General features: G+C 34.9%; 22 protein-coding genes. 10 read left to right on the top strand and 12 right to left on the bottom strand.

The genetic code is table 11. The features are described from left to right. From RM520_RS07620 to RM520_RS07600, 5 genes are read right to left on the bottom strand one after another with little or no spacing between them, the layout of a single operon-like run. On the bottom strand, nt 1-2334 hold the full coding sequence (locus RM520_RS07620) for a sulfatase-like hydrolase/transferase (RefSeq protein WP_311387559.1): 2334 nt from the start codon (nt 2332-2334) through the stop codon (nt 1-3). 9 nt (nt 2335-2343) lie between these two features. Continuing rightward, on the bottom strand, nt 2344-3774 hold the full coding sequence (locus RM520_RS07615) for a glycosyltransferase family 2 protein (protein ID WP_311387558.1): 1431 nt from the start codon (nt 3772-3774) through the stop codon (nt 2344-2346). After that, nucleotides 3767-5857 carry a hypothetical protein gene (locus tag RM520_RS07610; RefSeq protein WP_311387557.1) on the bottom strand — a complete coding sequence of 697 codons (2091 nt, stop codon included), beginning with the start codon at nt 5855-5857 and terminating at the stop codon, nt 3767-3769. Before RM520_RS07610 ends, RM520_RS07615 begins: the two co-directional genes overlap by 8 nt. Nucleotides 5858-5916: 59 nt before the next feature. Continuing rightward, nucleotides 5917-6297 carry a response regulator transcription factor gene (locus tag RM520_RS07605; RefSeq protein WP_311387556.1) on the bottom strand — a complete coding sequence of 127 codons (381 nt, stop codon included), beginning with the start codon at nt 6295-6297 and terminating at the stop codon, nt 5917-5919. A 30-nt stretch (nt 6298-6327) separates the two neighbouring features. Continuing rightward, on the bottom strand, nt 6328-8028 hold the full coding sequence (locus RM520_RS07600) for an ATP-binding protein (protein ID WP_311387555.1): 1701 nt from the start codon (nt 8026-8028) through the stop codon (nt 6328-6330). Nucleotides 8029-8232: 204 nt separating this feature from the next. Between RM520_RS07600 and RM520_RS07595 the strand changes: the two genes are divergently transcribed. Next, a complete protein-coding gene (locus RM520_RS07595; protein ID WP_311387554.1) occupies nt 8233-9522 on the top strand; it encodes a dipeptidase in 1290 nt (429 codons plus the stop codon). Here RM520_RS07595 and RM520_RS07590 read toward each other — a convergent pair. Then, on the bottom strand, nt 9519-9923 hold the full coding sequence (locus RM520_RS07590; RefSeq protein WP_311385105.1) for an acyl-CoA thioesterase: 405 nt from the start codon (nt 9921-9923) through the stop codon (nt 9519-9521). The two genes, RM520_RS07595 and RM520_RS07590, sit on opposite strands and share 4 nt — an antisense overlap. Before the next feature lie 181 nt (nt 9924-10104). Between RM520_RS07590 and RM520_RS07585 the strand changes: the two genes are divergently transcribed. The 4 genes from RM520_RS07585 to RM520_RS07570 all read left to right on the top strand — a co-directional run bounded on the left by RM520_RS07585 (nt 10105) and on the right by RM520_RS07570 (nt 15467). Further along, on the top strand, nt 10105-10953 hold the full coding sequence (locus RM520_RS07585) for a phosphatidylserine decarboxylase (RefSeq protein ID WP_311387553.1): 849 nt from the start codon (nt 10105-10107) through the stop codon (nt 10951-10953). 104 nt (nt 10954-11057) lie between these two features. Next, nucleotides 11058-11825 (top strand): outer membrane lipoprotein-sorting protein, encoded by a 768-nt coding sequence (locus RM520_RS07580; RefSeq protein WP_311387552.1) that lies wholly within the window; start codon nt 11058-11060, stop codon nt 11823-11825. 57 nt (nt 11826-11882) lie between these two features. Further along, nucleotides 11883-14915 carry a WD40/YVTN/BNR-like repeat-containing protein gene (locus tag RM520_RS07575; protein ID WP_311387551.1) on the top strand — a complete coding sequence of 1011 codons (3033 nt, stop codon included), beginning with the start codon at nt 11883-11885 and terminating at the stop codon, nt 14913-14915. Between the two features lie 141 nt (nt 14916-15056). Continuing rightward, nucleotides 15057-15467, top strand: a complete 411-nt coding sequence (locus RM520_RS07570; RefSeq protein ID WP_311385101.1) for a glyoxalase — start codon at nt 15057-15059, stop codon at nt 15465-15467. On the opposite strand, the gene RM520_RS07565 is transcribed toward RM520_RS07570, so the two are convergent. After that, nucleotides 15456-16136, bottom strand: a complete 681-nt coding sequence (locus tag RM520_RS07565; RefSeq protein ID WP_311387550.1) for a DUF2461 domain-containing protein — start codon at nt 16134-16136, stop codon at nt 15456-15458. The genes RM520_RS07570 and RM520_RS07565 overlap by 12 nt on opposite strands. 102 nt (nt 16137-16238) lie before the next feature. Between RM520_RS07565 and epsC the strand changes: the two genes are divergently transcribed. The 3 genes from epsC to RM520_RS07550 are packed head-to-tail and all read left to right on the top strand — an operon-like array spanning nt 16239 to nt 18782. Beyond that, nucleotides 16239-17030, top strand: a complete 792-nt coding sequence (gene epsC, locus RM520_RS07560; protein ID WP_311385099.1) for a serine O-acetyltransferase EpsC — start codon at nt 16239-16241, stop codon at nt 17028-17030. Next, nucleotides 17023-17907 (top strand): cysteine synthase CysM, encoded by an 885-nt coding sequence (gene cysM / locus RM520_RS07555; protein WP_311387549.1) that lies wholly within the window; start codon nt 17023-17025, stop codon nt 17905-17907. Before epsC ends, cysM begins: the two co-directional genes overlap by 8 nt. A gap of 59 nt (nt 17908-17966) precedes the next feature. Next, the gene (locus tag RM520_RS07550) at nt 17967-18782 is read left to right on the top strand and encodes an alpha/beta fold hydrolase (protein ID WP_311387548.1); all 816 of its coding nucleotides are present in this window, start codon (nt 17967-17969) and stop codon (nt 18780-18782) included. Nucleotides 18783-18832: 50 nt separating this feature from the next. Here RM520_RS07550 and RM520_RS07545 read toward each other — a convergent pair whose 3' ends face one another. After that, nucleotides 18833-19627 carry an alpha/beta hydrolase gene (locus RM520_RS07545; protein ID WP_311387547.1) on the bottom strand — a complete coding sequence of 265 codons (795 nt, stop codon included), beginning with the start codon at nt 19625-19627 and terminating at the stop codon, nt 18833-18835. After that, nucleotides 19614-20489, bottom strand: coding sequence for an alpha/beta hydrolase (locus RM520_RS07540; RefSeq protein WP_311387546.1), 876 nt, complete (start codon nt 20487-20489; stop codon nt 19614-19616). Before RM520_RS07540 ends, RM520_RS07545 begins: the two co-directional genes overlap by 14 nt. Before the next feature lie 125 nt (nt 20490-20614). On the opposite strand from RM520_RS07540, the gene RM520_RS07535 reads away from it, so the two are divergent. Continuing rightward, a complete protein-coding gene (locus RM520_RS07535) occupies nt 20615-21847 on the top strand; it encodes a DUF418 domain-containing protein (protein WP_311387545.1) in 1233 nt (410 codons plus the stop codon). Between the two features lie 49 nt (nt 21848-21896). Here the strand turns inward: RM520_RS07535 and RM520_RS07530 are convergent, their stop codons facing one another. Together RM520_RS07530 and RM520_RS07525 are read right to left on the bottom strand one after the other, a co-directional pair. Then, a complete protein-coding gene (locus RM520_RS07530) occupies nt 21897-23360 on the bottom strand; it encodes an AAA family ATPase (RefSeq protein ID WP_311387544.1) in 1464 nt (487 codons plus the stop codon). Between the two features lie 19 nt (nt 23361-23379). Continuing rightward, entirely contained in the window at nt 23380-24546 is a 1167-nt protein-coding gene (locus RM520_RS07525) for a vWA domain-containing protein (protein ID WP_311385093.1), read from the bottom strand. 77 nt (nt 24547-24623) lie between these two features. Between RM520_RS07525 and RM520_RS07520 the strand changes: the two genes are divergently transcribed. Then, a complete protein-coding gene (locus RM520_RS07520; RefSeq protein ID WP_311387543.1) occupies nt 24624-25430 on the top strand; it encodes a DUF1853 family protein in 807 nt (268 codons plus the stop codon). Nucleotides 25431-25488: 58 nt separating this feature from the next. Here the strand turns inward: RM520_RS07520 and RM520_RS07515 are convergent, their stop codons facing one another. Further along, entirely contained in the window at nt 25489-26337 is an 849-nt protein-coding gene (locus RM520_RS07515; RefSeq protein ID WP_311387542.1) for a DUF4249 family protein, read from the bottom strand. Between the last annotated feature and the right edge of the window lies 1 nt (nt 26338).

Here is a 26338-nt window from a genome sequence, read left to right as displayed (position 1 = left end):
CTAATTGGATGCTACAATTCTATTTTTTCTAGCTTCTTGTTGTGCCCTGGCTATTTTATCAGCTATTTCATTAGCGCTTGAGCTGTTTTGTTTTACAGTGTTTATCAATTCTAAAGCTTCTTTATGCCTGTCGTCCCAGTAATAAACATCGAACAGGGCCGCATAAGAATCAATATAGTTTGGGTTCATTTTTGTACAAGCATTCAATATTTCAATTGATTTTTTACGATTACCAATCCAAGCATTTACCCTACCCGTCAATATTTTAGTATCAATATGACTAGGTGACTCTGAAAGGATATAACGGGCTAGTAATAAAGCCTTATCATATTCTTTATTGAAAGCAAAATCCCTTGCTTTAAAGTATAACCTGTCAGAATCGTATTCATTCAATAGGCTATTAAACCATACAAGTTCGCTATTGCTAAACTTTTCTGTTTTTATAGTAAAAATGGCCAAACTATCAGGTATAATTTTATCATTGGTAGTCACATAAGCATTGACTGATTTGAAGGCTTTTAGCCTATCTTCAATACCTGACCCGCCGAAAGAAGTGCCTAAATCCATATTTTCATCCAATTCAAATACAGACCCGTCAGAGAAAACCTTTTCGCCGCTTACATATTCTTTTAATTCATTTTTATTCCGCATTAAAGGGATGTTCTTAGTTGATCTGAACTCCGTAGCTACATCTAGTGCACCGCCCATCCATGCTACCTTCTTAGGCATTTTTAATTCATATTGATTCTCTAGCATTGCCAATAGACTTGGGGTGACATCAAAATGTGATGAAATCGAACTCATCTTTCTTGAAGTATTCAGCAAAGGACTATAAACAATTAAAGGAACATGAAAACGACTCATCGTATTCCGTTGTGGAATAGGAATTAGCCGGTGATCACCAGTAATAATAAAAATGGTGTTTTCGTAATTAGGTTGGTTTTGATATTCTTCTATTGCATATTTTACGGCATCGTCGGTATAAAGAAGCGTTGCAAAAACATTACTATTTTTCTTGATGATTTTTTCGCTCTTGCTATCATATGAGCTTTTAGACATGATTTGTTTTACCTCTTTTTCATAAAATGCTTGTTGTGGCGGAATAAAAGGTTCATGATTACTAATGGTCATATAAGCCTCAACACGTGGTTGACTCTCTTTTCTTGGCAAACTCATGCTCTTTTTAAACAACTCTTTGTCCGGATAACCCCATGAAGAACCTGCAGCATCTTCAGCTTGCAGTTTATACTGATTACCAAAACCTGATTTATCTAAAACAAAATCAAGGTTTTCACTTAACAAGAACCTATCTACCCCATCAAAAGAGCTATTTGTACCTTGATAAAATGAAGTATGATAACCGTTATTTTTTAAGATGCTAAATAGGGTGAGTTTATTAGGGTACTTCTCTAGCTCCATAAATCCGCTCTTACCAAAGGGCAACGAGCCGATTAGCGATGGGAGCACGCCGAACGTACGGCCCGTAGTACTTAAACAGTTTTCCCAATAAAGCGATTTGGTACTCAAAGAATCTAGATATGGTGTAAAGCCACCAAACTCCGCTCCTTCTCCAACAAAGTCACGACCAAGTCCTTCAACAATAATAAAAACTATATTAGGCTTTTCTTCTTTAAGATCAAAATAACCCCCAAGCACATCTTCTATTTGCTGTGATTTAATTAAAGGGTATTCTACATTGGCTTCATAACTGGTATCCTCCGTAGTCGAACTGTAAAGATTTAAGGCTAAGTATTGACTTTTGTTTTGATTAATAGGTTTCCCATCTAAAAACAAGGTGGAGATAAATAAGCTAAATAAGATTATAGTGAACGGGTACATACGCCCGAGGTAATGATAATACCTTGATGTTACTTTGTACATAACAAAAAACAAGACGATAATGACTACAAGTCCTAGTACCGGTAAAATAGAAATACCACCCGAATTTGAAATTGTCATTTTAATGTCAGAAAAACTATACCCCAATAAATCTGAGCCTAAAGGTACTAGGGCCGTACAGTAATAACTGATTAGAGCAGCCTCAATAATCAGCAATACTATCAAAATCGAGAACACTAAATTCAAACCATAGGCTGGCCTAAAATTCTCCCAAAAATTAAATGGAAATACTAGAATTAAAGCTATTACCGATGCGTAACCCAGTTGGTGTGCAACAGCTATAAAAAAGCTACCACTTAAAACAGTATCTACAACACCTTTAAAATAAAGTGTTGTGTACTGATAAATGGTCAATACCAAGAGTATCGCGAAAAAAGCGATAATCATTCTTGTATATTGTTTTAATGTATACCTATCTCTTTGACTTGTATTCATCTTTAAATTTTAAGTGGCCTTCGCAAATCCTTTTCGAACTTGAGACCCCCAACCAGATTTTATTCTAAATAACTTTTTATAATTACCCCTTACCGCAGCCCACACAACTATGGGATGAAACGCGATTGGTTCTATAATTGCACAAAACATTAAGGTCAAAATATCTTTGGTTCTTTTGTATTCATTATAGGTATATACATCCCACAGAATAGCATAGAAAGAGAACATGATTGAGAACATATAAATAGTAGCAGTAATGCCCACAAAGAACTCCCAATTAAGAATACCTAAGTACCAGAATAAGATGATGGTAAAAAAACCGAAGAACTCTAACAAGGGGGCCAACCATTCATAAAAAAACCAATACGGATAACTTACTAAACCTAGCCTACCATACTTTGAATTAAAAAACATGTCTTTATGTTTAAACAAAGTTTCAAGGTTACCCCTCGCCCAACGATCACGTTGATTTACTAATATTTTTAAATCTTCTGGAACTTCAGTCCAGCACAATGGATCAGGTATATATTCGATAGTATACGCTTCTTTACGATCATGCATATAGCGTCGCATTCTAAAAATAATCTCCATGTCTTCTCCCACAGTACCAGTGTCATAACCACCAACAGCTAAAGCAATTTCTCTATCAAAGAATCCAAAAGCACCAGAGATAATTAAGAGACTGTCTATTCTGCTCCAGGCCATTCTTCCTAAAAGGAATGAACGCGTATATTCTAATAATTGAAACTTTGCCAACCAACTTTTAGGGAGGTTAATTTGTTCTAAGGTACCACCAGAAATACCGCATGAATTTGCGGTTCTTATCACGCCACCTACAGCAATAACTCGTTTTTTACTTCTTTGAAAAAAGGACTTCACCACATGAAGTAAAGCATCAGGTTTCAGTAAGCAATCAACATCAATACAACCAACATACTGACTTTCTGAAAGATAAATCCCGGTGTTAATAGCATCCGACTTGCCGCCATTTTCTTTATCAATAACTGTTAACTTAGAAAAAGACGGTTGTTTTGATTTATAAACGCCTCGAATGGGTTTAGACTTCCAGTTGGGGTCTATTCTTTTGTCAATCTTTTCAAGATGGTAAGCATCAATCATTTTTTGCATGGTATCATCTTTACTACCATCATTAACAACCATGACTTCATAATTGACATACTTAAGCGATAATAAGGAACGGATATTCTCAACAATGGTCAATCCTTCATTATAAGCCGGAGCAATTATAGTGATTGAAGGCGCTAACGGAGAAGCCATCACTTTTGACATTTCTCCAATACTATTTTTGTTTTTGTAGTGTATTGAATTTCTAGTGGATAAATACGCCATAATACTGAACATGGTAAATAGCACCACAGAAAACACCAAGAAAACGGTGTTTATGTATTCCAATATTATTTCAAAAAGTCCACTACTCATTTTGAAGGCTATAATTATTTGATTTTACCATTACCTCAAATTCTTTTGATAACTCAAAATTGAGACCTAGGTCTTCTTTCTTATTGTTCTCATCGTATAGAATGCCTAACTCATCATATAAAAAACAAAGCTCTAAAGGAATAAGCCCTCCATTGCTATCGGTATTTGTGTTAGGTTTGGTTTCTGGTTCTTCAACTAAGGTTTGTAATGCACTAAAATCAATCTCGTCAATAGCATTATCCACTGCTATCTCTGCTATACTATTGTCAAGAACATCATCTAAAGGTTTTTCTGAGATGGCCTTAGTAATTGTCTCTAAAGCTTTATCTACCAAAGTTTTAATAATATCAGTCTCTGTTTGTTGCAATTGAACCAAAAAAGGAATGTCTCTTTCATCACCTATTGAAATGATTTCTTGAATAAGAATTTCTTTAGAATTCATATCCGAGGCATAAGCATATAAATCGTAGAAAATACTTTCTTCAGGTAAAATACCGTCCAGTTTAAAAGGTTCTGGTTCTAGTTTTTCTGTTGGTTCTACCGAAGGAGTAATGGTTTTGGAAACAATCTCAACTGCCTGTTCTGGTTTTTTACCAACAGACTTTAAGATATTGAAGGCTCTAAAACGAAGTTCCGCATCTTCTTCGTGCTCCATAATAAACTCAAGCAATTGCGTCTCTCGTTTGTCGCCTACGCTTTCTAAAGTGTCTACAAATTTTACACGTTGCTCTATAGACATTTGAGCATAATCTTCTTGAGTCTCTTTTGATTCATCTTCGCGTTTGCCTAATGCTGTAGCATCAATTAATCCTAAAGAAAAATTCAAAGTGTTATTGAGCTCACGTTCCATCTCTTGAATCTTAAAGTCAGGCGCTTCAATAGGCTCTTCTGTTTCTTCTTTTGCTTTAGGCTCCTTCTTTTCAACCAAGTTGAAAACTTCTATTTCTTCAACTTCTATTTCCTTGGTTTCAATTGTTTTTTCTGGCTTCACCACCACTTCAGAATACTCCACTTCAGTTTCTAAAAATTCAACGTCATATAGTCCGCTTTCTGATTTGGTAATTGGAGTAACCAAATCTTCAACAATATTCTCGGTAGGTAGTATGGAATCTGGGCTAATTGTATTAATTGCGGCGTGAGCCTTATTGACGACTGAAAAGTTGCTTTCAAGCTTACCGATTTCATTTAAGAACATTAAATCACCTTCATCGCCTATGGCTCCAATGGTGTCTAAAATTTGAACCTTAACCAAAGCACTACAATTCCAAAACACTTTTTTAAGTACAGAGTTTGCCTCATTGAAATTAAAGTCTTTTATACAGGAAATAGCTGCTATTTTAACTTGATCATTTTTATGCTTTACCAATTCAGTAATTGATGCAGCGGCTTCATTTTGGTTGAAATGCTTGATCAATCGCAAACTAAAAAGAACGACATCTTTATTGTGAGATATTAACCATGTTTTAAACTTTGGCGGTCTATAATCTTTTAAACTACTTAAGGCCTCAATCAATCTTAATTGCTGCCATTCACTAATAGCGTATGTAGTATTATCTAACAAATGGTTAATACCTTCATCCTTTAAGGATATAATTGCAATTTCAGCCTGCTTTCTAACCACTCCTCTTTTATCATTGATAAACTTTGATATGAAATGGAAAGCATCAGTGACTTTCATTTGAGAAAGTTCAAGAATACCTTTAGAAACTGTATTCCAACGCCAATTAGATAGTTTTTGATAAGCATCATGATGCAGCCCTAACTCTACATATAATTTGTACAAACGCTCCTGTGTAGCCCCGGCAACATCCTTTTGTAAGTCAAAAAGAATATCTGCTAATACTTTTCTGAAGTACTTATCACTTAGATATTCTCTAATGGTGATTTTAAGCTCTACATATTCTCTTTGTTCTGTTTTTGGGTCTTCTGGACTATGGAATAAAAAGTTGCTGATAATAGGTGCTAACTCAGCTCGCTTACTCTTTCTCTTTTTAAATAATGTCGCTGATCTATTCTTGAAAAAGAAAATGAAAAAGAAATATAAGCCCGCTAATACAACGAATAGCAGAGTTAGGTCCCACAAAAGGTCGGTATGTATTTTGGGGGAGCTAATTAAAAATCGAAGTTGATATGTTTTACTACTTAAGTACAATAATACCTTTCGATTTCTCGGGTGACTCTTATCAATAACTCTGACGGACTCACTGGTTTAGCTATAAAATCATTAGCACCCATCTTAAAGGCACTGATTACATTTTCTTCATTAGAAGCAGCAGATATAAGAATGATTGGGATGTTAGATTTTAAATCGTTTCTTAAAAAATCAACAAGCTCTATACCCGAAAAATAAGGCATCATCACATCGCTAATGATAGCGTCTGGTAAATGTTCTACTATATCTTGTTTTACCTCTTTACCGTTAGTTTTTATAGCCACGGCATAACCATCTTTCTCTAAACGGTATTTTAATAAAGAGGCGAGCATGGCGTCATCCTCGGCTAGTAGTAGTTTTTTTGGTTCCAATTTGGGTTTGTTTGGTGTGATTGGTTCGTTCTAGTTCGTTTTTATTCTTTTCATCTCAATGGCAATTTGACTTTCAACCTTCGGGTATTCGTCTAAAAATTGATGGTAGAGATAGTTGAGGTGTTTTACATCATTATTACCCTTACAGACGTCTGAAATTTGCTCACATATTTCTGATAAGGTAGTCGTGTCCAACATTTTTAAAGAAGACTTTATTTTATGTGCAGCAAAACCCACGCCTTGCAAGTTATTGCTTTGCATGTGCATTTTTACTTTTCCAATGAATTCGAAAATGTTTTGTTTGAAAAGCCTAATGAGCTCATCTAAAAGTTCGGTTTGACCTAAGCACTCCTCTAAAATAGTATCGAGATTAACCAACTTAGTTGTTGCTAAAGGTGCCTGTTCTCTACTGTCATCTTGAGTTTCTGGTATTGGATTAAGGTTTTGACTAATTAAGCCATGTAGTTCTTCAGCATTATAAGGTTTAAGAATAAAGTCTGTAATCCCTGTTCGTTCACAATTTTCTTTGTCAATAGCGCTGTAATCAGCCGACAGCGCAATAATTGGAATATTCTGAATTTTAGTATTTGTACTTTTTCGTATGCGTTCCGTTATTTGAAACCCATTCATATTTGGCATTTTCAAATCCATCAACACCAAATCAAAATGATGATTTTCAAGCAGCTTTAGTCCATAAATTCCATTATCAGTTATGAAAGTATCACAGCCCCAATTCTTCAAGCGATTTTCCATCAACTTTTGATTTAAGGTATTGTCTTCAAAAACTAAAATTTTGGTACCTTCTAGACAATTGTTCTGAGTGACCTTTTCTAAGGTCGTTGTTTTGGTTTGTTCCAAGTCTTGAGTTGCTTGTGTAAATGGTAGAATTACTTTAAACGTTGTGCCTTTACCAAGTGCGCTACTAACAGCTATACATCCACCCTGTTTTTCTATTAATTCTTTGACAATACTTAAACCAAGTCCAGAACCACCGTATTTTAGATGTGTTTCAGGCTCCGCCTGTTGATAGGTTTCAAAGATTTTCTTCAATTTATCATTGGCGATGCCAATACCAGTATCACTAATACTAAATTCTAAGTAAGTTTTATGGTCTTCGATACTCTTAAAACTAACTTTGAGGTCTATTTTTCCCTTTTCGACAAACTTGATGGCATTACCTAGAAGATTCAATAAAATCTGTGAAAGTTTAGAAGGATCACCGATCAAATTTTTAGGAACATTAGCATCTAAAGCCACATTTAAGACGATATCTTTATTGGTAATTAACGTTCTACATAAAAAACCAACTTCGTTAACAAGGCTATTGAGGTTAAAAGGTACGCGAACAAACTTTTCACGACCTGATGCCAGTTTAGAAAATTCTAAAAGCTCATTGGTAATATCCATTAAACTTTGAGACGCCGCGCTGAGCGCATTCGTTAACTCCTGTTGTTTTGAGTCTAATTTTGTTTCTTTTAGTAAATCAATGAAACCAACTATGCCGTTTAGAGGCGTCCTAATCTCATGGCTTGCGTTAGCGATTATACTGTGTTCATTTTGTTTTGAAAGATTGGAAGGCTTAACTTCTTCATAATCAACAGCAATTGATTCATAATCTCCAAATACTTTCGCTTCAAGTCCATTCTTGAAAGATGTGAAGGACTTTTTCAATTTTGAAGCTTCTGAACTATTTAGTTCTGAAAATGAAAAACTGTCCAGGCCATTTTCCAATTTCGATAAGTGTGTTAGTAATTCTCGAGTATCCAAATGATAAAAACTTTAGTGGGTATCGCTAGTTTGATGTAACAAAAGCTAACAATCTGGTTCATATTATTTTAAAACTCTCTATTTCATGTGCTGTTTGCAATTAATTGTTACCTATAGCTAGTTATTTGTTGTCAAAATGCTTTATTTGTAGGTATAAAACTTTAATCAATGAAAAAGCTCATATTATTAGTGGTATTAGTTTCTATTGGCTCTTGCAAGCAAGCAGAGGAAAAAAAAGAAGAAACTTTAGAAGAAAAGGCCGAAAGAATACATAAAAAAGTAATCACAATTGATACGCATGATGACATCAATGTAAAAAACTTTACAGACAGTATTAACTACACACAACGTCTTGAAACACAGATCAATTTGCCAAAAATGATTGAAGGTGGACTTGATGTAGCTTGGCTAATTGTTTATACGGGACAAGACTCTCTTAACGCCAATGGATACGCAAAAGCAGAAGCAAATGCTATGGCCAAGTTTGATGCTATAAACAGACTTTGCAAAGATATTGCACCTGATGAAATTGAGTTAGCTCTGAACTCCGATGATGTGCGCAGAATTCAAGCGGCGGGAAAAAAGGTAGCTATGATTGGTGTTGAAAATGCATACCCTATTGGAGAAGACCTTTCGAAATTTGAAGAATACCATAGTTTAGGTGCTAGATATGTTTCATTATCGCATAATGGACATAGTCAATTTTGTGATTCCAATACCGGTGAAAAGGATAGTGTTTGGCTGTATAATGGTTTAAGTAAGCTAGGTGAAAGTGCTGTAAAAGAGATGAATAGACTTGGAATGATGATTGATGTTTCTCATCCGTCAAAAGAATCAATGAAGCAAATGATTGCGCTTTCAAAAGCACCAATTATAGCATCTCATTCTTCTGCCCGTGCACTATGTAATCATAGTCGTAATCTCGATGACGAGCAGTTAATGCTTATGAAAGAAAATGGAGGAGTTGTTCAAACTGTGGCTTTTAGTTCTTATTTGAATACTGAAAAACATGAAGCAAGAGCTGCCTTTATGAAACAAGTATATCAAAAGGTTGCAGATTCACTTGGAGTTAATTGGTATGAAAGATCACAATTTTCGACATTAAGTGATGCTGAAAAAGCTTCTTTTATGGCCAACTACCCTAAAGTTATGAAAATGGGCGAAGACATGGTGGCGAATAACACAGAAGCTCCGGCAGCTGTGAATGTTGCTGACTTTGTAAACCATATTGATTACTTAGTAGAAAAAATGGGCATTGACCATGTAGGAATTAGCTCTGATTTCGACGGTGGTGGCGGAATAGATGGCTGGTCTGACGCATCAGAAACGCTTAATGTGACCTTAGAGCTTGTTAAAAGAGGTTATACTGAAGAAGAAATAGCTCAACTTTGGGGAGGCAATCTAATGCGTGTACTTGATGAAGTGCAGGCAGTAGCAGCAGAAATACAAGGGAGTTAATTTTTAGACTCCTTTTTAGCAAGCCTATCCTTCACGAATTCTATTTTAGTTTTTCCGTGAGGTTTAGGCTTACCATTTTCATCAAGGTTCACCATGATGATATTATCAACAGTGACAATAGTTTCTTGAGTCATCTTATTACGAACTTCACAGTTAAGGTTTAAAGAGCTTTTACCGAATTTAAACACATCAATACCAATTTCTATCACATCGCCTTCAACAGCGGTGCTCATAAAATTGATTTCAGACATATATTTTGTTACTACTCTTCTATTTTCAAGTTGTATGATACTATAAAGTGCCGCTTCTTCATCAATCCAGGCGAGAACTTTTCCGCCAAAAAGTGTTCCATTAGCGTTTAAATCTTCAGGTTTTACCCATTTTCTAGTATGAAACCTCATATCATTTATTTTGAAGCAAAATTAACCATAATCTACGCTTCAATTGAGCATTTAACCTTTTAACAAAGCGATTTACATTATTATAAAATTTGTTAAGGCAAGAATAAAGTTTTCTTAATTGGTTGGTTTCTAAATTATAGATGAAATAAATTATAAACTCAATTAACGAACAATCATCATCATGCAAACTTCTACTCAGCACCATTCTGATACGAGTTTTACCATTTTTAAGCCAAAATGGAGAGCTCATTTTTACAAATTTTTATCCGTAAATGTGTGGGGAGCCATTCCAAGCGATATACAAAGGGCGATTTCTTCTTGGTACGCTGCCATTTATAATTCAAAATGGTCAAAATTTATTATTCAGCCCTATATCAGGATAAACTATCGTGATAATAACTACCTAAGTAATTTCAAACCACCTAATGGTAAAAAAGAGTTTGAAACCTTTCAAGATTTTTTTACAAGAGAATTCAAATTAATCCCTACAAACGAAAATGATGTTGTTTGGCCCTGTGAAGGTCTTTTGTGTGAAGAAAATAAAGTTTCAAGACTACGGCATGTAAAGGTTAAAAATGACCTTAGAACTATCGACACGGTATTTGGACTAAAAGAAAAAACGATACCTAAACAATACTCTTTTACCAATGTCTTTTTACACAATAAAAACTATCATAGAATACACGCGCCTATAACAGGCACAATTACAAGAATTCAACATATTCCAGGAGATTTAATTGTTCTACGCCCATGGATTTATAAACAAAATCCATCGTTACCTGCTTTCAGAAATGAACGTTATAATATTGATATTACCGATAACAACGATACTATATGGTATTTGTCTATTGTAGGTGGTCCTGCGGTTGGGACTATTGAACTTGATGATAAAATAACAGTAGGGGCTCAAGTTAAAAAATTAAATGAGTTGGCTTTATTTCACTTGGGTTCTACGTGTTGTATGGCAGCCCCTGTTTCTCCCCGTTTTAATTCAAAAAACACTTTTGTGGCTTTAGGAGAATCCTACTAACTAAAAGAAGTATTGAATTCTACTTGAATACGAATAATCTGATTTTTTTGTAACAAATTGTTTTACTTTTATACTTATAGCTAATTCTAATAAAAACTATTGAAATGAAAACACTAAAAATCAGTATTGCTACCCTATTACTTGCTTTGGCTATGCCAATTCAGGCTCAAACTGCCGACGAAATTATTGCCAATTATTTTGAAATTACAGGCGGTATGGACAACTGGAATAAAATGGAAGGAATGAAAATGAGCGCTAAAGTAAATCAAGGCGGTATGGAAATTCCATTAGAGATTTACCAAATGAAAGATGGACGTCAAATGACTGTTATTAACTTTCAAGGTAAAGAATTAAAACAAGGCGTTTATGATGGAGAAACACTTTGGAGTCATAATATGATGACTATGAAAGCGGAGAAAAGTGATGCTGAACAAACTTCTAATTTTAAATTGAATACTAATGATTTTCCTGATTCTTTTATGAACTACAAAGAAAAAGGATATACCGTTGAACTTTTAGGCAAAGAAACTATAGACGGTGCTGAAACATTTAAAATTAAATTGGTAAAAGAGCCTATTACAGTTGATGGGGAGCAAAAAGATGATATTTCTTTTTACTTTTTTGATGCAGAAAACTTTGTTCCAATCGCTGTTCAAACTGAAATAACATCAGGACCTGCAAAGGGCCAAACTTCTGAAACTACCATGAGTGATTACCAAGAAGTAGATGGTATTTATTTTCCTTTCGCAATAACTCAAGGTTTAAAGGGAGGACAATCACAACCTATTATTATTGATGCAATTGAACTGAATCCTTCAGTTGATGCCGCAGCATTTTCTTTCCCTGAGGAAATGACTGAAGAGAAAAAATAATTTCAAACAACTTATAAGAGACCCTAATTTGGGTCTCTTTTTTTAAATTACTAAATCATGCGAAAACTACTTCTTGCAAGTCTTGCAATCGGGTTTTGTGCTTTTAACTGCACCTATGCTCAAAATTTAGAATCTATTGATGGAAAAACACTCTTTGGTGATATGAGTGCTCGACATATTGGTCCGGCATTGATGAGTGGAAGAATTAACGACATGGAAAATCATCCAACAAACAGCCGTATCATCTATGCAGGTACTGCCGGTGGTGGAGTTTGGAAATCAAATGACTCAGGTACAACGTTCAACCCTATTTTCGACGACTATTGTCAGTCTATTGGAGCGGTTGCCTTAGACCCCAATGATCCAGATAATACTATTTATGTAGGCACTGGAGAGACTTGGACTAGAAATAGTGTATCTGTAGGTGATGGTCTTTATAAATCAGTTGATGGAGGTGCTAACTGGACAAAACTGGGTTTTGATAACTCGGAACGCATCGCAAACATCATCGTAAACCCAAACAACTCAAAAGAAGTTTATGTTGCCGTTTTAGGGGCATTATGGGGTGATAGTGATGAGAGAGGGGTTTATAAATCTAATGATGCTGGAACAACATGGGAAAAACTTCTTTATGTAAATGAAAAAACTGGTTGTGCCGATTTAGCTATTGATCCAAGCAATCCTAATATTCTTTATGCCTCAATGTGGGAGTTTAGAAGAACGGGCTGGTCTTTCGAATCTGGAGGAGCTAACAGTGCACTGTACAAATCAATAGATGCAGGTAAAACATGGAATAAAATTCATAACGGTTTTCCAGAAGGGAAATTAGGAAGATTGGCGATAGCAGTGGCTCCTTCAAATCCAAATGTATTATATACCGTTATTGAAGCCGAAAAACAGGAACGAAAGGGGCTCTACCGCAGTAATGATGCCGGGGCCTCATGGGAACAATTGAATAATGATTTTGGAATTACAGTACGTCCTTTTTACTTCTCACGTATTGTAGTAGATCCCAGAAATGAGGATGTTGTTGTAAAAGGTGGACTGAGCGGTTCTATTTCTAGAGACGGTGGTAAAACCTTTAAAAATTTAGGCAATATGCATTCTGATATACATGACATGGTCTTCAGCATAAAAGATTCTGATATTATGTATGTAGGAACAGATGGTGGTGTTTATCGAAGCTGGGATGGTGGAACCAATATGGAAATTGTAGAAAATTTACCATTATCACAATTTTATCAAATTAGTCTTGATGATGCAGAACCCTATAATATTTATGGTGGTCTACAAGACAACGGTTCTTGGTGGGGTCCTTCATCTTCTCCAGGAGGAGTGCAGGCTAGAGACTGGAATTCTGTAGGAGCTGGTGATGGCTTTCGTGTTTTAAAACACCCAACCAAAAACATAATTTACTCTGAAATGCAAGGTGCTGAAAACGTTTGGCGTATTGATGTTGATAGAAATTTAACGAAAACTATTCAGCCTTTACCAAGCTCTGAAGTTAGCGATTTACGTTGGAATTGGAATGCGCCTATGGCCATTAGTGAACATCAGCCTGACCGTTTTTATATGGGCAGTCAATACTTGCACAAATCAGAAGATATGGGCAACAGCTGGTCAATCATTTCACCAGACTTAACTACTAATGATGAAAGCAAACAAAACCAAGAAGATTCAGGTGGTTTATCAATGGATAATTCTGGAGCAGAAAACCACACGACCATTTTTACTATTGCGGAATCAACTTTAGACGAGAAGGTAATTTGGGTAGGTACCGATGATGGTAATGTGCAAGTAACTCAAGATGGCGGAAAAACTTGGGAGAATACTGTAGCTAATATTCCAGGACTTCCTGCTAATACGTGGTGTTATCATATCGAGGCTAGCACGTTTAATGCGGGAACTGCTTATGCAGTTTTTGATGGTCATACTATGAATGATAAAAACCCATACGCCTACAAAACAACGGATTATGGCAAAACATGGGCCTCAGTAATTTCAGATGATGTCGTAGGTTTTGCTCGTAATATTCAAGAAGATTATGTAAATCCAGATTTGTTATACCTAGGTACAGAGTTTGGTCTGTACATAACTATGGATGGCGGAAAGAACTGGGAAAAATTTACAAATAACATGCCTTCGGTTGCGGTTCATTTTATCGATTTACAAAAAAGAACCAATGATTTGGTAATGGGTACTCATGGCCGAGGAATTATCATTATCGACGATATTTCCCCTTTACGTGACATCAATAATGATGTCTTAAATAAGAATGTTCATTTTTTCAATACAGCGGAAACAGTCATCAATGAAACCGGCGGATTTTCCGGTAGTTTTGGTGGTGAGACCCAATTTGTGGGTAACAATAAAACCAAGGATGTTCAAATAAAATATTATCTTAAAAAGCGACATACATTTGGTAAAATGACCATGGAGATTCAAGATATGGAGGGTAACCTTATTGCTGAATTAGGGCCAGGTAAGTCTAAGGGTATCAATATTGTGAATTGGAATTATACTCGCAAGCAACCAAAGGTGGCAACGGGCAAAACTTTTAGTTTTGGTGGTTTTACTTCACCACAAGTACCTGAAGGCACTTATAAGGCTGTTCTTAAAAAGGGCAAAGAAACTTTTGAACATACATTTAATCTTGTTTATGATAAAAAATCGCCATTAACTAGTCAAGATAGAACCTTGAAAAACATTACTACAATGCAGCTTTATGATATGACTCAAGAACTAGCGTATTTAGTTTACGAAGTTGATGAGATATTAAATAATGCCGAGTCTAATGGTGATACTAAAACAGTTTCTAAACTAAATGGTTTAAAAGAGACTTTAGTTATCACAACTGGCGATAACTATGTGGGCTCTGCAGAGCCTCAGTTACGTGAAAAGATGGCTGACTTATACAGTAAGTTAGCAACTAGTTACGATAAACCTTCCAATGCAGAATTAGAAAACTTAAAGGTTATTGCCACTAGGTTTACGAAAGCAAAAGATGAGTTTGCAAAAATGAAAGCAAAGTATTTTAAAAAGCAACCTCTTGAATTGAAGTCATTTGAAACCTTTTTAGAAAGCAAATAATAGCTTTTAAAATAGATGAAACCGTTAAACTTGAGAGATCTAGTTTAACGGTTTTTTTGTTTATAAACAGTTGACAACTCAAACGAATTGGTATTACTTTAAAGACCATCAAGCCTTAATTTTATACAAAGGATCTTAATTATGAATGACAGGTCAATTAGTCTACTAAAGGTTCGTCCCGAAATCAAGACTACCCAAATCAATATTGAAATGAGTGATGATGAGCGCTTTCAAAACGAAACGCTTCGTCCAATTTTAAAAATGCAAAACCCTTTATTTATCGCAGTTTTTAAAAACTACATCAAAAAGCATAAAAATTCTTTTTATGAGTTGGGACTTGAAAAACGCCTCCAATATATTGAACATGCGGTACAAAGAGACGTGAAGTTTAGAAACTCTTTGAAAGGAGTTGTTATTGGTCAATTCACGGTGGAAGAATATGAACTTTATATTACAAATTCCTCTGCTTTAAATAAGCGTATGATGAATATGGTGGTAAAGCGATTAAAAGACCAATTACAGCTTTTTGAAAGAGAAACCTTAGCCTATTAAGGATTCACCATTCAGATTTGTGGTCAATATAGAGCTCATTAAATCAAAATAAGGGCGTATAGTCTTAAATGATTCATCAACTACCTTTAAAAAGTCTTTTGACATTACTTCTTTGTCTGTAAAATTTCGCACAAAAATGAATTGCTTGTGACGAATTAATTTTATCGCTTCATGTTCCTTGTCAAAACCTTTTGGAGCAGTTTTAACTGCTTCACCTTGAAGGCTGCCCCAAGTTTCTTTAAAAGAAGATTCATTGATGATTTCCCTAAAATCAGAAGCATCAATTTCTAATTCTTTTCTGATACGCAGTAAATCTTCTTTATTTGGGTTCCAAAAACCTGTTGCAATGAAGGTCTCGCCTGGTTTAATACGCAAGTAATAGCCTCCTCTTCTTTCCACTCCGGCCCGAGCGAATGAACCGGCAAAATGAGCTTTATAAGGTGTTTTATCTTTGGAAAAACGAACATCTCTATAAATTCTAAAAACTTTCATTTTTTCAATCTGGTCATGTTTATTTAAATTTTCCATGACACTAGAGTAAAAAAGCTTTATTTCAGATTCGTGCGCTTTAAAAGTAGCTTTATGCTCAGTAAACCATTCTCGGTTATTATTAGCTTCAAGCTCCTTGAGAAAAGCTAAAGTGTCTTTTTTTACTATTGAACTTGACATATCACAAATGACTCATAATTTATGCTAAAGTTAACCAATTTGAATATCCGTAGTTTTCAAGAATACCTAATTTTGAACAGAAACGTCTAGACACTTTCAAATATGACCAATAAGACCATTATTGAGCAGCTTAAAAAGCATAAAAAACAACCTTATTTAGACTATAGGTTAAAAAGTTATACTGAAAAATTTACAGATACACTGTTTTATACACTATTCGATATCAATACCGATGTTGAAAAAAATCTGAATGAATTAGAAAAGCAATTTGATGAACTGGTCAATTTGGCTTGTTGGGAAACAGAAAAACCATGTAAAAAAGTATGGCAAAATTATGTTGCAAAACTTCCGTCGATTCTTGAAAAACTAAATTTAGATGCCGAAGCAATTTTAAATTGTGACCCAGCTTCGCTATCTATTCAAGAGGTATATATGGCATATCCGGGCTTTTACGCCATTGCCATATATCGCTTAGCAAATGTATTATATAAAGAAGGTTTTCCTTTAGTTCCCAGACTTATGACAGAATATGCTCACCGACAAACTGGTGTAGATATTAATCCAGGGGCAACTATTGGGGCTTCGTTTTTTATTGACCATGCTACCGGAGTGGTAATTGGTGAAACGGCTTTAATAAAAGATAACGTCAAATTATATCAAGGTGTAACCTTAGGGGCATTATTCGTCAACAAATCATTGCAAAAGACCAAACGACACCCAACGATAGAGTCCAATGTAACTATTTACGCCAATGCAACTATTCTTGGAGGAGATACGGTCATTGGTGAAAATTCTATCATTGGTGGTAATGCCTGGTTGACCAAATCTGTACCTCCAAATTCCACAGTTTACCATACTCCAGAAATAAAAATTAAAACAACCTCTAATGCATAATACTGTTTTAAATTTAATTGGAAACACTCCTTTAGTAGAGTCTAAAAAGCTGAATACCAATCCTAATGTAAAACTCTATTTTAAATTAGAAGGTCACAACCCTGGAGGTAGCGTAAAAGACCGACCTGCGTTGCGCATGATTAAAGAAGGACTAGAAAGAGGTGATTTCTCTAAAGATTCTCAATTAATTGAAGCCACTAGCGGTAATACAGGCATTGGATTGGCAATGGTAGCGAGTATGTACGACTTAGCAATTGAACTAGTTATGCCTGAAAATTCGACTGTTGAAAGAGTTCAGACCATGCGAGCTTATGGAGCTAAAGTTACTTTAACATCGGCAGATATCGGTATTGAAGGTGCTAGAGATTATGCCAAACAAAAAGTCGATAAAGAAGGATTTATTATGCTCAACCAATTCGGTAATGATGATAACTGGAAAGCACATTATGAAACGACTGGGCCGGAAATTTGGAAAGACACAAAAGGTCAGGTAACTCATTTTATTTCAAGCATGGGAACTACAGGAACCATTACCGGAACCTCTACATATTTAAAAGAGCAAAACCCAGATATAAAAATTGTCGGAGTCCAACCTGAAGAAGGTGCTAAAATACCAGGGATTAGAAAATGGGCTCCAGAGTATGTTCCTGAGATTTATAACCCCAATAAAGTCGATGATATACTTTATGTAAATGAAAAGGAGGCCATGGCCATGGCCAAGCGTCTTGCCAAAGAAGAGGGGATATTTTCAGGAATGAGCAGCGGTGGTGCGGCAACAATAGCATTACGGTTGGCCTCACAGTTAAAAAGCGGCACAATCGTTTCCATAGTTTGTGATCGTGGCGATAGGTATTTATCATCTCATTTATTTGAATGAAGGCAGTTAAAACCAAGAGCCAAATCGTACCAGGAAAACTTGAAAAAACTTTTAAAAAAATGAAAAAAGTTCTAGTAAAATTTGCTTCAATTTTATTTCCAAATCAAATCACAACATTTGCCTACAATCAATTGACCAATCCTCAAATTCGTAAGCTTAGAGAGAATGAATTAGAGACATTAAATAAAGCTGAAAAAGAAAACTTTTCATTTAAGGATTTTAATATTAAACTATATACCTGGAAAAGTGGAGAGAAAAAAATTCTATTAATTCACGGTTGGGAAGGACAAGCTGGTAATTTTTCAGATATTGTTAAGGCGCTTTTATTAAACGGATATACTGTTTATTCTTTTGATGGTCCATCACATGGATTTAGCTCAAAAGGCGCTACAAGTCTTTTTGAATTCACAGAACTGGTTGGAATTTTAATTAGAATATTTAATGTGCGTGAATTGATTAGTCACTCATTTGGAGGGGTTGCCACTACTTATTCGCTTTTTAATAATCAAGATTTAGAAATTGACAAATACGTTCTACTTACAACACCAGACAAGTTTGTTGAACGAATTGATGATGTATCTAAAATGGTGGGTATTACCAATAAGGTAAAAAATAAACTTATAGATAGATTAGAAATAGAGACTGGTATTGATGTTCTGAAATTAAACGTAAGTGATTTTGTAAAGTCGATTAAAGTAAAAAAGGCAATTATAATTCATGATAAAGATGATAAAGTAATACCCATTTCAAGGTCTTTGAACGTTCATAAAAATTGGGGTGTTTCTCAATTTAAAGAAATTAACGGAACTGGTCATTTCAGAATTTTAAGAACAAAAAAAGTTATTGATGAAGTGATTAATTATTTAAAATCTTGAAAAATCAACTACAAGAATTATAGCGTCAGATTTAATTCTTCAAAATTATTTTACTTTAAAACACTATCGATAATTGATGTATAATCTTCAAATTCTATCAAATCATTATGCCCTCCTCCTTCAATAGCGATAAATTCTTTTGGGTCATTAGCCGACTGATAAAGATTTTTCCCTGAATTAAAAGGGACTACTCCATCCTCTGTGCCGTGAAAAATGAAAACTGGGCAATGCACAGATTTAATATACTGATTGGATTCAAACTTATATTTCAACAATAGTTTCAAAGGTAAAAAGGGGAATCGATATTTAGCCACGTCATACAAATTGTAAAAGGGTGTTTCCAATACTAATTTAGAAGGGGTAGTTTTTGAAGCAAGTTGTGTGGCTATAGCTGCTCCTAAGGATCGGCCATAAATTATGATGTCTTCTTCAGAATAGTTTTTAAGCGCATAGTTATAGAATAATTGTGCATCATTAAATAAGTTCTGTTCGCTAAGCGTTCCATTACTTTTGCCATAGGTACGATAATCCATAATGATAACATCATATTCTTTTTTTACAAAAAACGTGGCAATTTGACCCCATCGTGATAAATCACCGGCGTTACCATGAAAGTATACAATCACTCCTTTCGAAGTCTCTCTTTTAAAATGAATTCCATTCAATCGGGCCCCATTACCCGCAGTTATAAAAAACTCTTTAAAAGGTTCTGAGAATTGATAGACATGTTCTTGATTTAATTTGGAAGGAAGAAAAATAAATTTTTCTTGTAAAAAATAGAGCATAGTTGAAATTAACAGATAGCCAAAAATGAGTATGGAAATAACTCGTTTAAACTTTCGCATTTGTGGGTTTAGAAGAGTGTTTTACATGAATACTAGAACCTTCAAGATTCACTTTTTTAGGTTTGCTATGAATAATTTCGGTTAGCATTTGGTGATAGGGTTCAAACGTATTTAAATTTTTATGTCCTCCACCAATTACGGTATGTAGAGTTGTTGTTTTAGGGTTAATACGAGAGAGTTTTACACTTGTTTTGTAAGGAATAAGGCGGTCATCGGTTCCATGAATAATGTGAATCGGGCACTTCACATATTTTAACCATTTATAGGTTGGCATGGGGAATTTAATGAGCAATGACAAAGGCATAAAAGGTATATATTTTTTCGCCACTTTACTTAAACTGTAATAAGGAGCATCTAAAATCAACATTCTCGGGTTATTCATTGAAGCTAACTTAGTTGCAAAACCGGAACCCAAAGACCTACCATAAAGAATGATATATTTTTCATCAACCTTGTCCTTAAGCTTATTGTATACAACTTGCATGTCTCGTTTTACAGCTTTTTGTGTTCTTCGACCGGTACTCTTACCAAAGCCCCTATAATCAACCATAACTACGTCATACCCATGCCGTGTGAAATCAACTGCAAACTTACCCCAACCTTTAATGCTTTTTGAATTTCCTTTTAGATAGAACACCACCCCTTTAGGATCTTTGGCCATAAAACGAAGACCGTTAATGATAGCTCCGTCTCTAGTTTCAATATTGTATTCTTCCGTTTCCTGATTTTCGTAGTAGAATTGAAAATCTTTAGAAAGTTTTTCAGGTTTGAATAAAAAATAATCTTGAAAAAAATAAAGTAATAAACTTATTACTAAATAAATTCCTGCGATTAGTATTAGAATGTAAAGCCAATATGGCATGCCAACTATTTTTTTGAAAATACAAAAAATATTAAGAATTAGATTTTAATAACAATAAACTACCTTTAAAGTGTAACGTCTAGATTAATATTCAGTCTTATTTACATCATCAATCAACTCGTCAAATGGAAACTACTGCACAAAAATCAACAACTTTTAAAAGAATTGAAATTATTGATGCCCTTAGAGGTTTTGCATTAGCAGGAATAGTTTTCTGCCATATGTTAGAGAACTTTGTCGCCGCTCCTTTACCAATGAGCGTTATAGAAACAATGACACCTTCAGTTTTAGATCAAATTATAGATGGGTTGGTAAGTTTCTTTTTTAGAGGTAAATTTTTCGCGCTTTTCTCTTTCCTCTTCGGGTTAAGCTTTTTCATTCAAATGGACAACAGCAGTAAACGTGGATTAAATTTTGGAGGACGCTTTTTTTGGCGTTTAATTATTCTTTTTGCTATTGGATTTATTCATAGCATGTTCTACAGAGGTGATATCTTGACGCTCTATGCGTTTTTAGGTGTTTTTTTAATTCCATTTTTTAATATTAATAACAAATGGATTATTGGTTTTGCAGCGCTGTTATTTCTTGGTCTCGGCAGATTTATTGTTTTTTATTTTACAAATGGTGAAGGCTTATTGATGAAAGAAGAATTAAGCCCTGAGAGTCCATTTATTGCTGCATACTATGAAGTGTTACAGAATGGTACATTGAGTGAAGTTTTTACCTCTAATGCGATTGAAGGTAACTTGAGTAAAGCTGAATTTCAATTTGGCGTTTTCTCGAGAGGGTATTTAACCTTTGGATTTTTTCTTCTTGGGCTTTTTATTGGAAGAATAGAATTTTTCAAAAACTATCTCTCAGAAACAAAGCTCACCAAACAGCTTTGGGTAGGTGCTTTAATTCTTCTAGGGGTGTCTATTGCTGCCATGGTTGCGACTTTTACAGCTATGGGGCCAGATGTTCAATTCAACTCTTGGACATCAATGCTAGGCCTTACATTTTTTGATTTAATGAATGTTTCTTTGACGGTTTTAATTGTAGCACTTTTTGTTATTCTTTATAAAAAGAGCAAATCACAAAAGTTCTTAGAAAAATTTATTCCTTACGGAAAAATGGCCTTGACCAATTATTTCTTACAAAGCGTAATAGGAACTTATATTTTCTTCGGTTGGGGTCTTGGATATTTAACCAAAATACCCAATACTTATGTTTTTTTGATGGCTTTAGTAGTGATCGCAGGACAAATGTGGCTTAGTAAATTATGGCTAAAGCACTTCTATTATGGGCCTTTAGAATGGATTTGGAGAAGTTTAACTTATTTTAAGGTAATGCCCTTGGTAAGAAACTCAAAAAATTAAACGATGGCTATCAAAAAAGTAATAGTCCATCGTCAATCCTTTAAGTTATTTATAGTCCGCTAATATAACTTCCGTACATATCTTTAAAACGAACACCGTCTGACATGCGGTATTTGCTTAATTTTTTATGTGCCACAAGTCCCCAAAGCACTAGTTCTTTAATAAAATAACTGTCCTTTTTATCTAAATCAGGATGATGTTCTTTTAATAATTGATTTAATGGGCTAACAGCGTCTAGTTTTCCTTTATACTCTGAATCACTGTCATCATCAAGTAATTCTAGAGTCTCTTTATCAAAGAACCAAGAAACCAACTCATCGTATGGGGTTTCAGCGTCTTTGCGTTCCAACTTATTTATCTTGGGAAAAATGGTAGGAAATATGGTTTTAATAGCATCTTCCATGAGGTTTTCGGCAACAAATGCAGCTCCTTCCTGCTCCCCTTCATAAACCAGTTCTATTTTACCAGTTATAGCTGGTATCACTCCCATAAAATCACCTAATCTTATACTAGTATCTTGCTCCCCTGATTTTAAAATTCGACGTTCCGCAGTACTCAATAAGTTTTCAAAAGCTGTAATACTCATTCGTGCGCTCACTCCACTTTTTGCATCAACATATTCACTATCCCTAGCTTCAAAACTTATTTGCTCTAATAAATCCATCGCTAATTCTGGTACATGCACTAAATCAGATTGTCGTAAATCTAAATTGGCCTCTTGTTTTGTGATGCGTTTCGCTATCTCAATATCCTCAGGGTAATGTGTCAATATTTGAGAACCTATTCTGTCTTTTAAAGGCGTTACAATACTTCCTCTATTTGTGTAATCTTCAGGGTTGGCAGTGAATATAAATTGCAAATCTAATGGCAATCTTAATTTGAAACCTCTAATTTGTATATCACCTTCCTGTAATATATTAAATAACGAAACCTGAATTCGAGCTTGTAAATCAGGTAATTCATTAATGACAAAAATACAACGGTTTGCTCTTGGTATCATACCAAAATGGATTACACGATCATCAGCATAACTTAATTTTAAATTGGCAGCTTTTATTGGATCTACATCCCCTATTAGATCTGCCACCGTTACATCTGGTGTAGCTAATTTTTCATAAAAACGTTCGTTACGATGTAACCAAGAAACGGGCGTGTCCTCACCCCTTTCTTTAATTAATTCAATAGCAAAACGAGACATGGGCGATAAAGGGTCATCGTGAATTTCAGAGCCCTCAACCACTGGTATATATTCATCTAATAAGTTCACCATTAGTCTGGCTAAACGGGTTTTTGCCTGACCTCGTAATCCTAACAAATTAATATTATGACGAGAAAGTATAGCTCTTTCCAATTCTGGAATTACAGAATTCTCATAACCCCACACGCCTTCAAAAACATTCTCGTTAATTTTAATTTTTTCAATTAAGTTGTTTCGTAACTCATCTTTGATACTCTTAGATTCGTAACCTGCAGTTTTTAACTGCCCTAATGTTTTAATCTTTTCTATTTTCATATTTTTTGCTCCAGGCAATTTATCCTTTTAATCTTTTTCTTCTATTATTCTCGTAATCTTCAAATATCATTTCTCCTAATCCTTTAAGACCCGTGTAAAAAGCTTTTCCTTTGTTAGCTTGGGTAAACTCTCTAATAAATTGCATTAAATAAGGATCTTCGGCAATCATAAATGTGGTAATTGGTATATGTAGTTTTCTTGCTTGCGAGGCCATTGCATAACACTTTTCTACAATATACTCGTCTAAACCAACACTGTTTTTGTAATACGTACCATCTGGCATTCGCAAGCAACTTGGTTTACCATCAGTTATCATAAAAATTTGTTTGTTGGTATTTCTTTTCCTACGAAGCATATCCATAGCAAGTTGCAAGCCAGCCACAGTATTAGTGTGATAAGGTCCTACTTTTAAATAAGGTAAATCTTTAATAGGAATGGGCCATGCATCATTACCAAAAACCAAAATATCTAAGGTGTCTTTTGGGTATCGTGTGGTAATAAGTTCAGCTAAAGCCATTGCCACCTTTTTTGCAGGGGTAATCCGATCTTCACCATAGAGAATCATACTATGGCTAATATCAATCATAAGCACGGTACTCATCTGCGCTTTATATTGCGTGTCTTCAACAACCAAGTCTCCTTCATCCAACATAAAATTACCTATGCCGTGATTAATTTGTGCATTTTTAATGCTTTCAGTCATAGAAATTCTGTCCAAACCATCACCATATCGGTATTCTCTAAACTCACCTGTATGCTCATCGCCTCTACCAGATTTTCCCGTTTTATGATTTCCAGAACCACTACGCTTTATTTTACCAAAAATTTGATTTAAGGCTCGTTGACGAATCATTCGTTCTAATTTCGCCGTAATAGAAATACTGCCTTTACCACCACCTTCATCTCCTTGGTCTCCTTCCTTACCCATTTTACCTCCGCCATCTTCAAACTCCTCTCGTATATAACCCTTGGCCTTTAAATCTTCAATAAAATCTTCAATGGTGTAATCATCAGAAGTTAATTCGTACTCTTTATCCAATTCTCGTAACCAGTCAATAGCTTCATCAAAATCACCTGAAGTATGTGTTATCAGTTCTTGAAAAATTTCAAAAAGCTTATCAAACGGGGATAAATTAGGAGCTTCGTAAGGAGTGAAACGAAAGCCCTTTCTCATATTTATAGCCATTATATAAAATTAACACATTCTGTATTGATGACCTTTTCTTTAAAGAAACCTTAACGGTTTCGTTTAAGTTTGTAATAATGAATCAACAATTATGTTTAGGATTTTACAAGACAAAACCTTTGTGGGTCAATGAACAATTTGGTGTCACTCAATTTGAATTTCCTGACATTAATTTTAATAATTTTCAAGCTTCACCAATTCCAGAACGTCTTCGTCTAGGACACAAAATGGAACATGTTTTTGAACAATTCATCGAGTTTTCCAACGAATGGGAATTACTTGCAAAGAACCTTTTAGTTGATAAGGGAAACGTGAGGGTTGGAGAATTAGATTTTTTAGTTCGCCATGAGTTCAGTAAAATCAGCTATCATATTGAATTAGCCTATAAATTTTACATCATTAATCCTGAAATTACAGAACCTATTCACCGCCTAATGGGGCCAAATAGACGAGATATGTTCTACACTAAACTCGACAAACTAAAAAACAAACAATTTCCATTACTCTTTAACGAAGAACTCCATGAAGAGCTTAAAAGTATACAATTGAATCTTGACACAGTTCAACAACAAGCATGTTTTAAGGCACAACTGTTTTCTCTCTACGGTACAAGTTCAACTTCCATAAGACCCTTAAACAAAAACTGTATTGAAGGAAGATGGATTAGGTTTAATGATTTTAATACTACCGAATTTAATAAGTGGGAATATTATCTTCCTTTTAAGCAAGAATGGGTCATGGCTCCTTCTGAAAATCGAGGGTATGTTTCACATTACAATATCTTACTTGACATTAATCTTAGAATGCTCCAAGAGAAGGCGCCAATGCTTTGGATAAAAAAACCTGATGGTATTTTAGAGAAGTTGTTTGTTGTTTGGTGGTAGTAAAAAAGCGTCAGGCTCTAGAAACCCGACACTTTCCAAACATCAATCAAACCTAAACTTAATCTTCTATAAACGTGTAGCTGGTTCTAACTACCTCGGATAATCTAAAATATCCAAAGGCATAGTTATCAGCGTTTGTTGTATTGATACAATTGCCTTTTACAGCAACGGGAGTGGCTTCAAAGAGTCCGACACCCCCAATTTGATCAATTAAAATATCAATATAGTTGTAGTAAGCTCTAGAAACACCGTACATTTCTATATTAACAACATGACCTGGTAGAAAAGGGAGTACGTTTTCATCTTCATTTTCTTCGATCTCATACCACCAATCAATTTCATTCCCATTAACAAACTCATCATCAGCTTCTTCCAAATCAGGCAGCAAATCACCTCGGCGCTGAAACTTAAACAGATAGTTATTTCCTTCTTCCGGTGGATCCGTAAATGTTACATGTACCTCTAAAACATCATCTTCGAAACCATCTTCGCGATCTTGAAAAACATCAGTAATTTCAGTAACGCCCGTTAAGGTTTCAGTAGCTGTAAATGATTCGCCATTATGGGTAATTTGTAGGGTATAAGACTGTCCAATAACCGGTTCAAAAGTCGTTGTTAAGTATTCCCCGTTGGACTGGTGCTCAAAAATGAAGTCATCTCCACTACTATCATTTGTGACAGTTACGTTTGCACTCGTAACAGCCGTTTGGGTATTGGTATCAAAAAATGGGGTTGACTCACTCAGTTTTATGGTTTGTATATTTCCTTGGGTTCCTTTCTCCCAGTCTAAAGAAGCCTCAACAACTAATCGTGTTGGACCTTCTTGGACAGGCACATCTATGACATCAGTACAAGAGCTTAGAAAAGCCAGTACAATGATTAATGAAAATTTGATATACGTTCGCATG

It is taken from the genome of Croceitalea vernalis (assembly GCF_031846405.1).
Classification (GTDB): Bacteria; Bacteroidota; Bacteroidia; order Flavobacteriales; family Flavobacteriaceae; genus Croceitalea; species Croceitalea vernalis.
The sequence above is the reverse complement of the archived record's forward strand: the minus strand, read 5'-3'. Positions and strand labels throughout refer to the sequence as shown.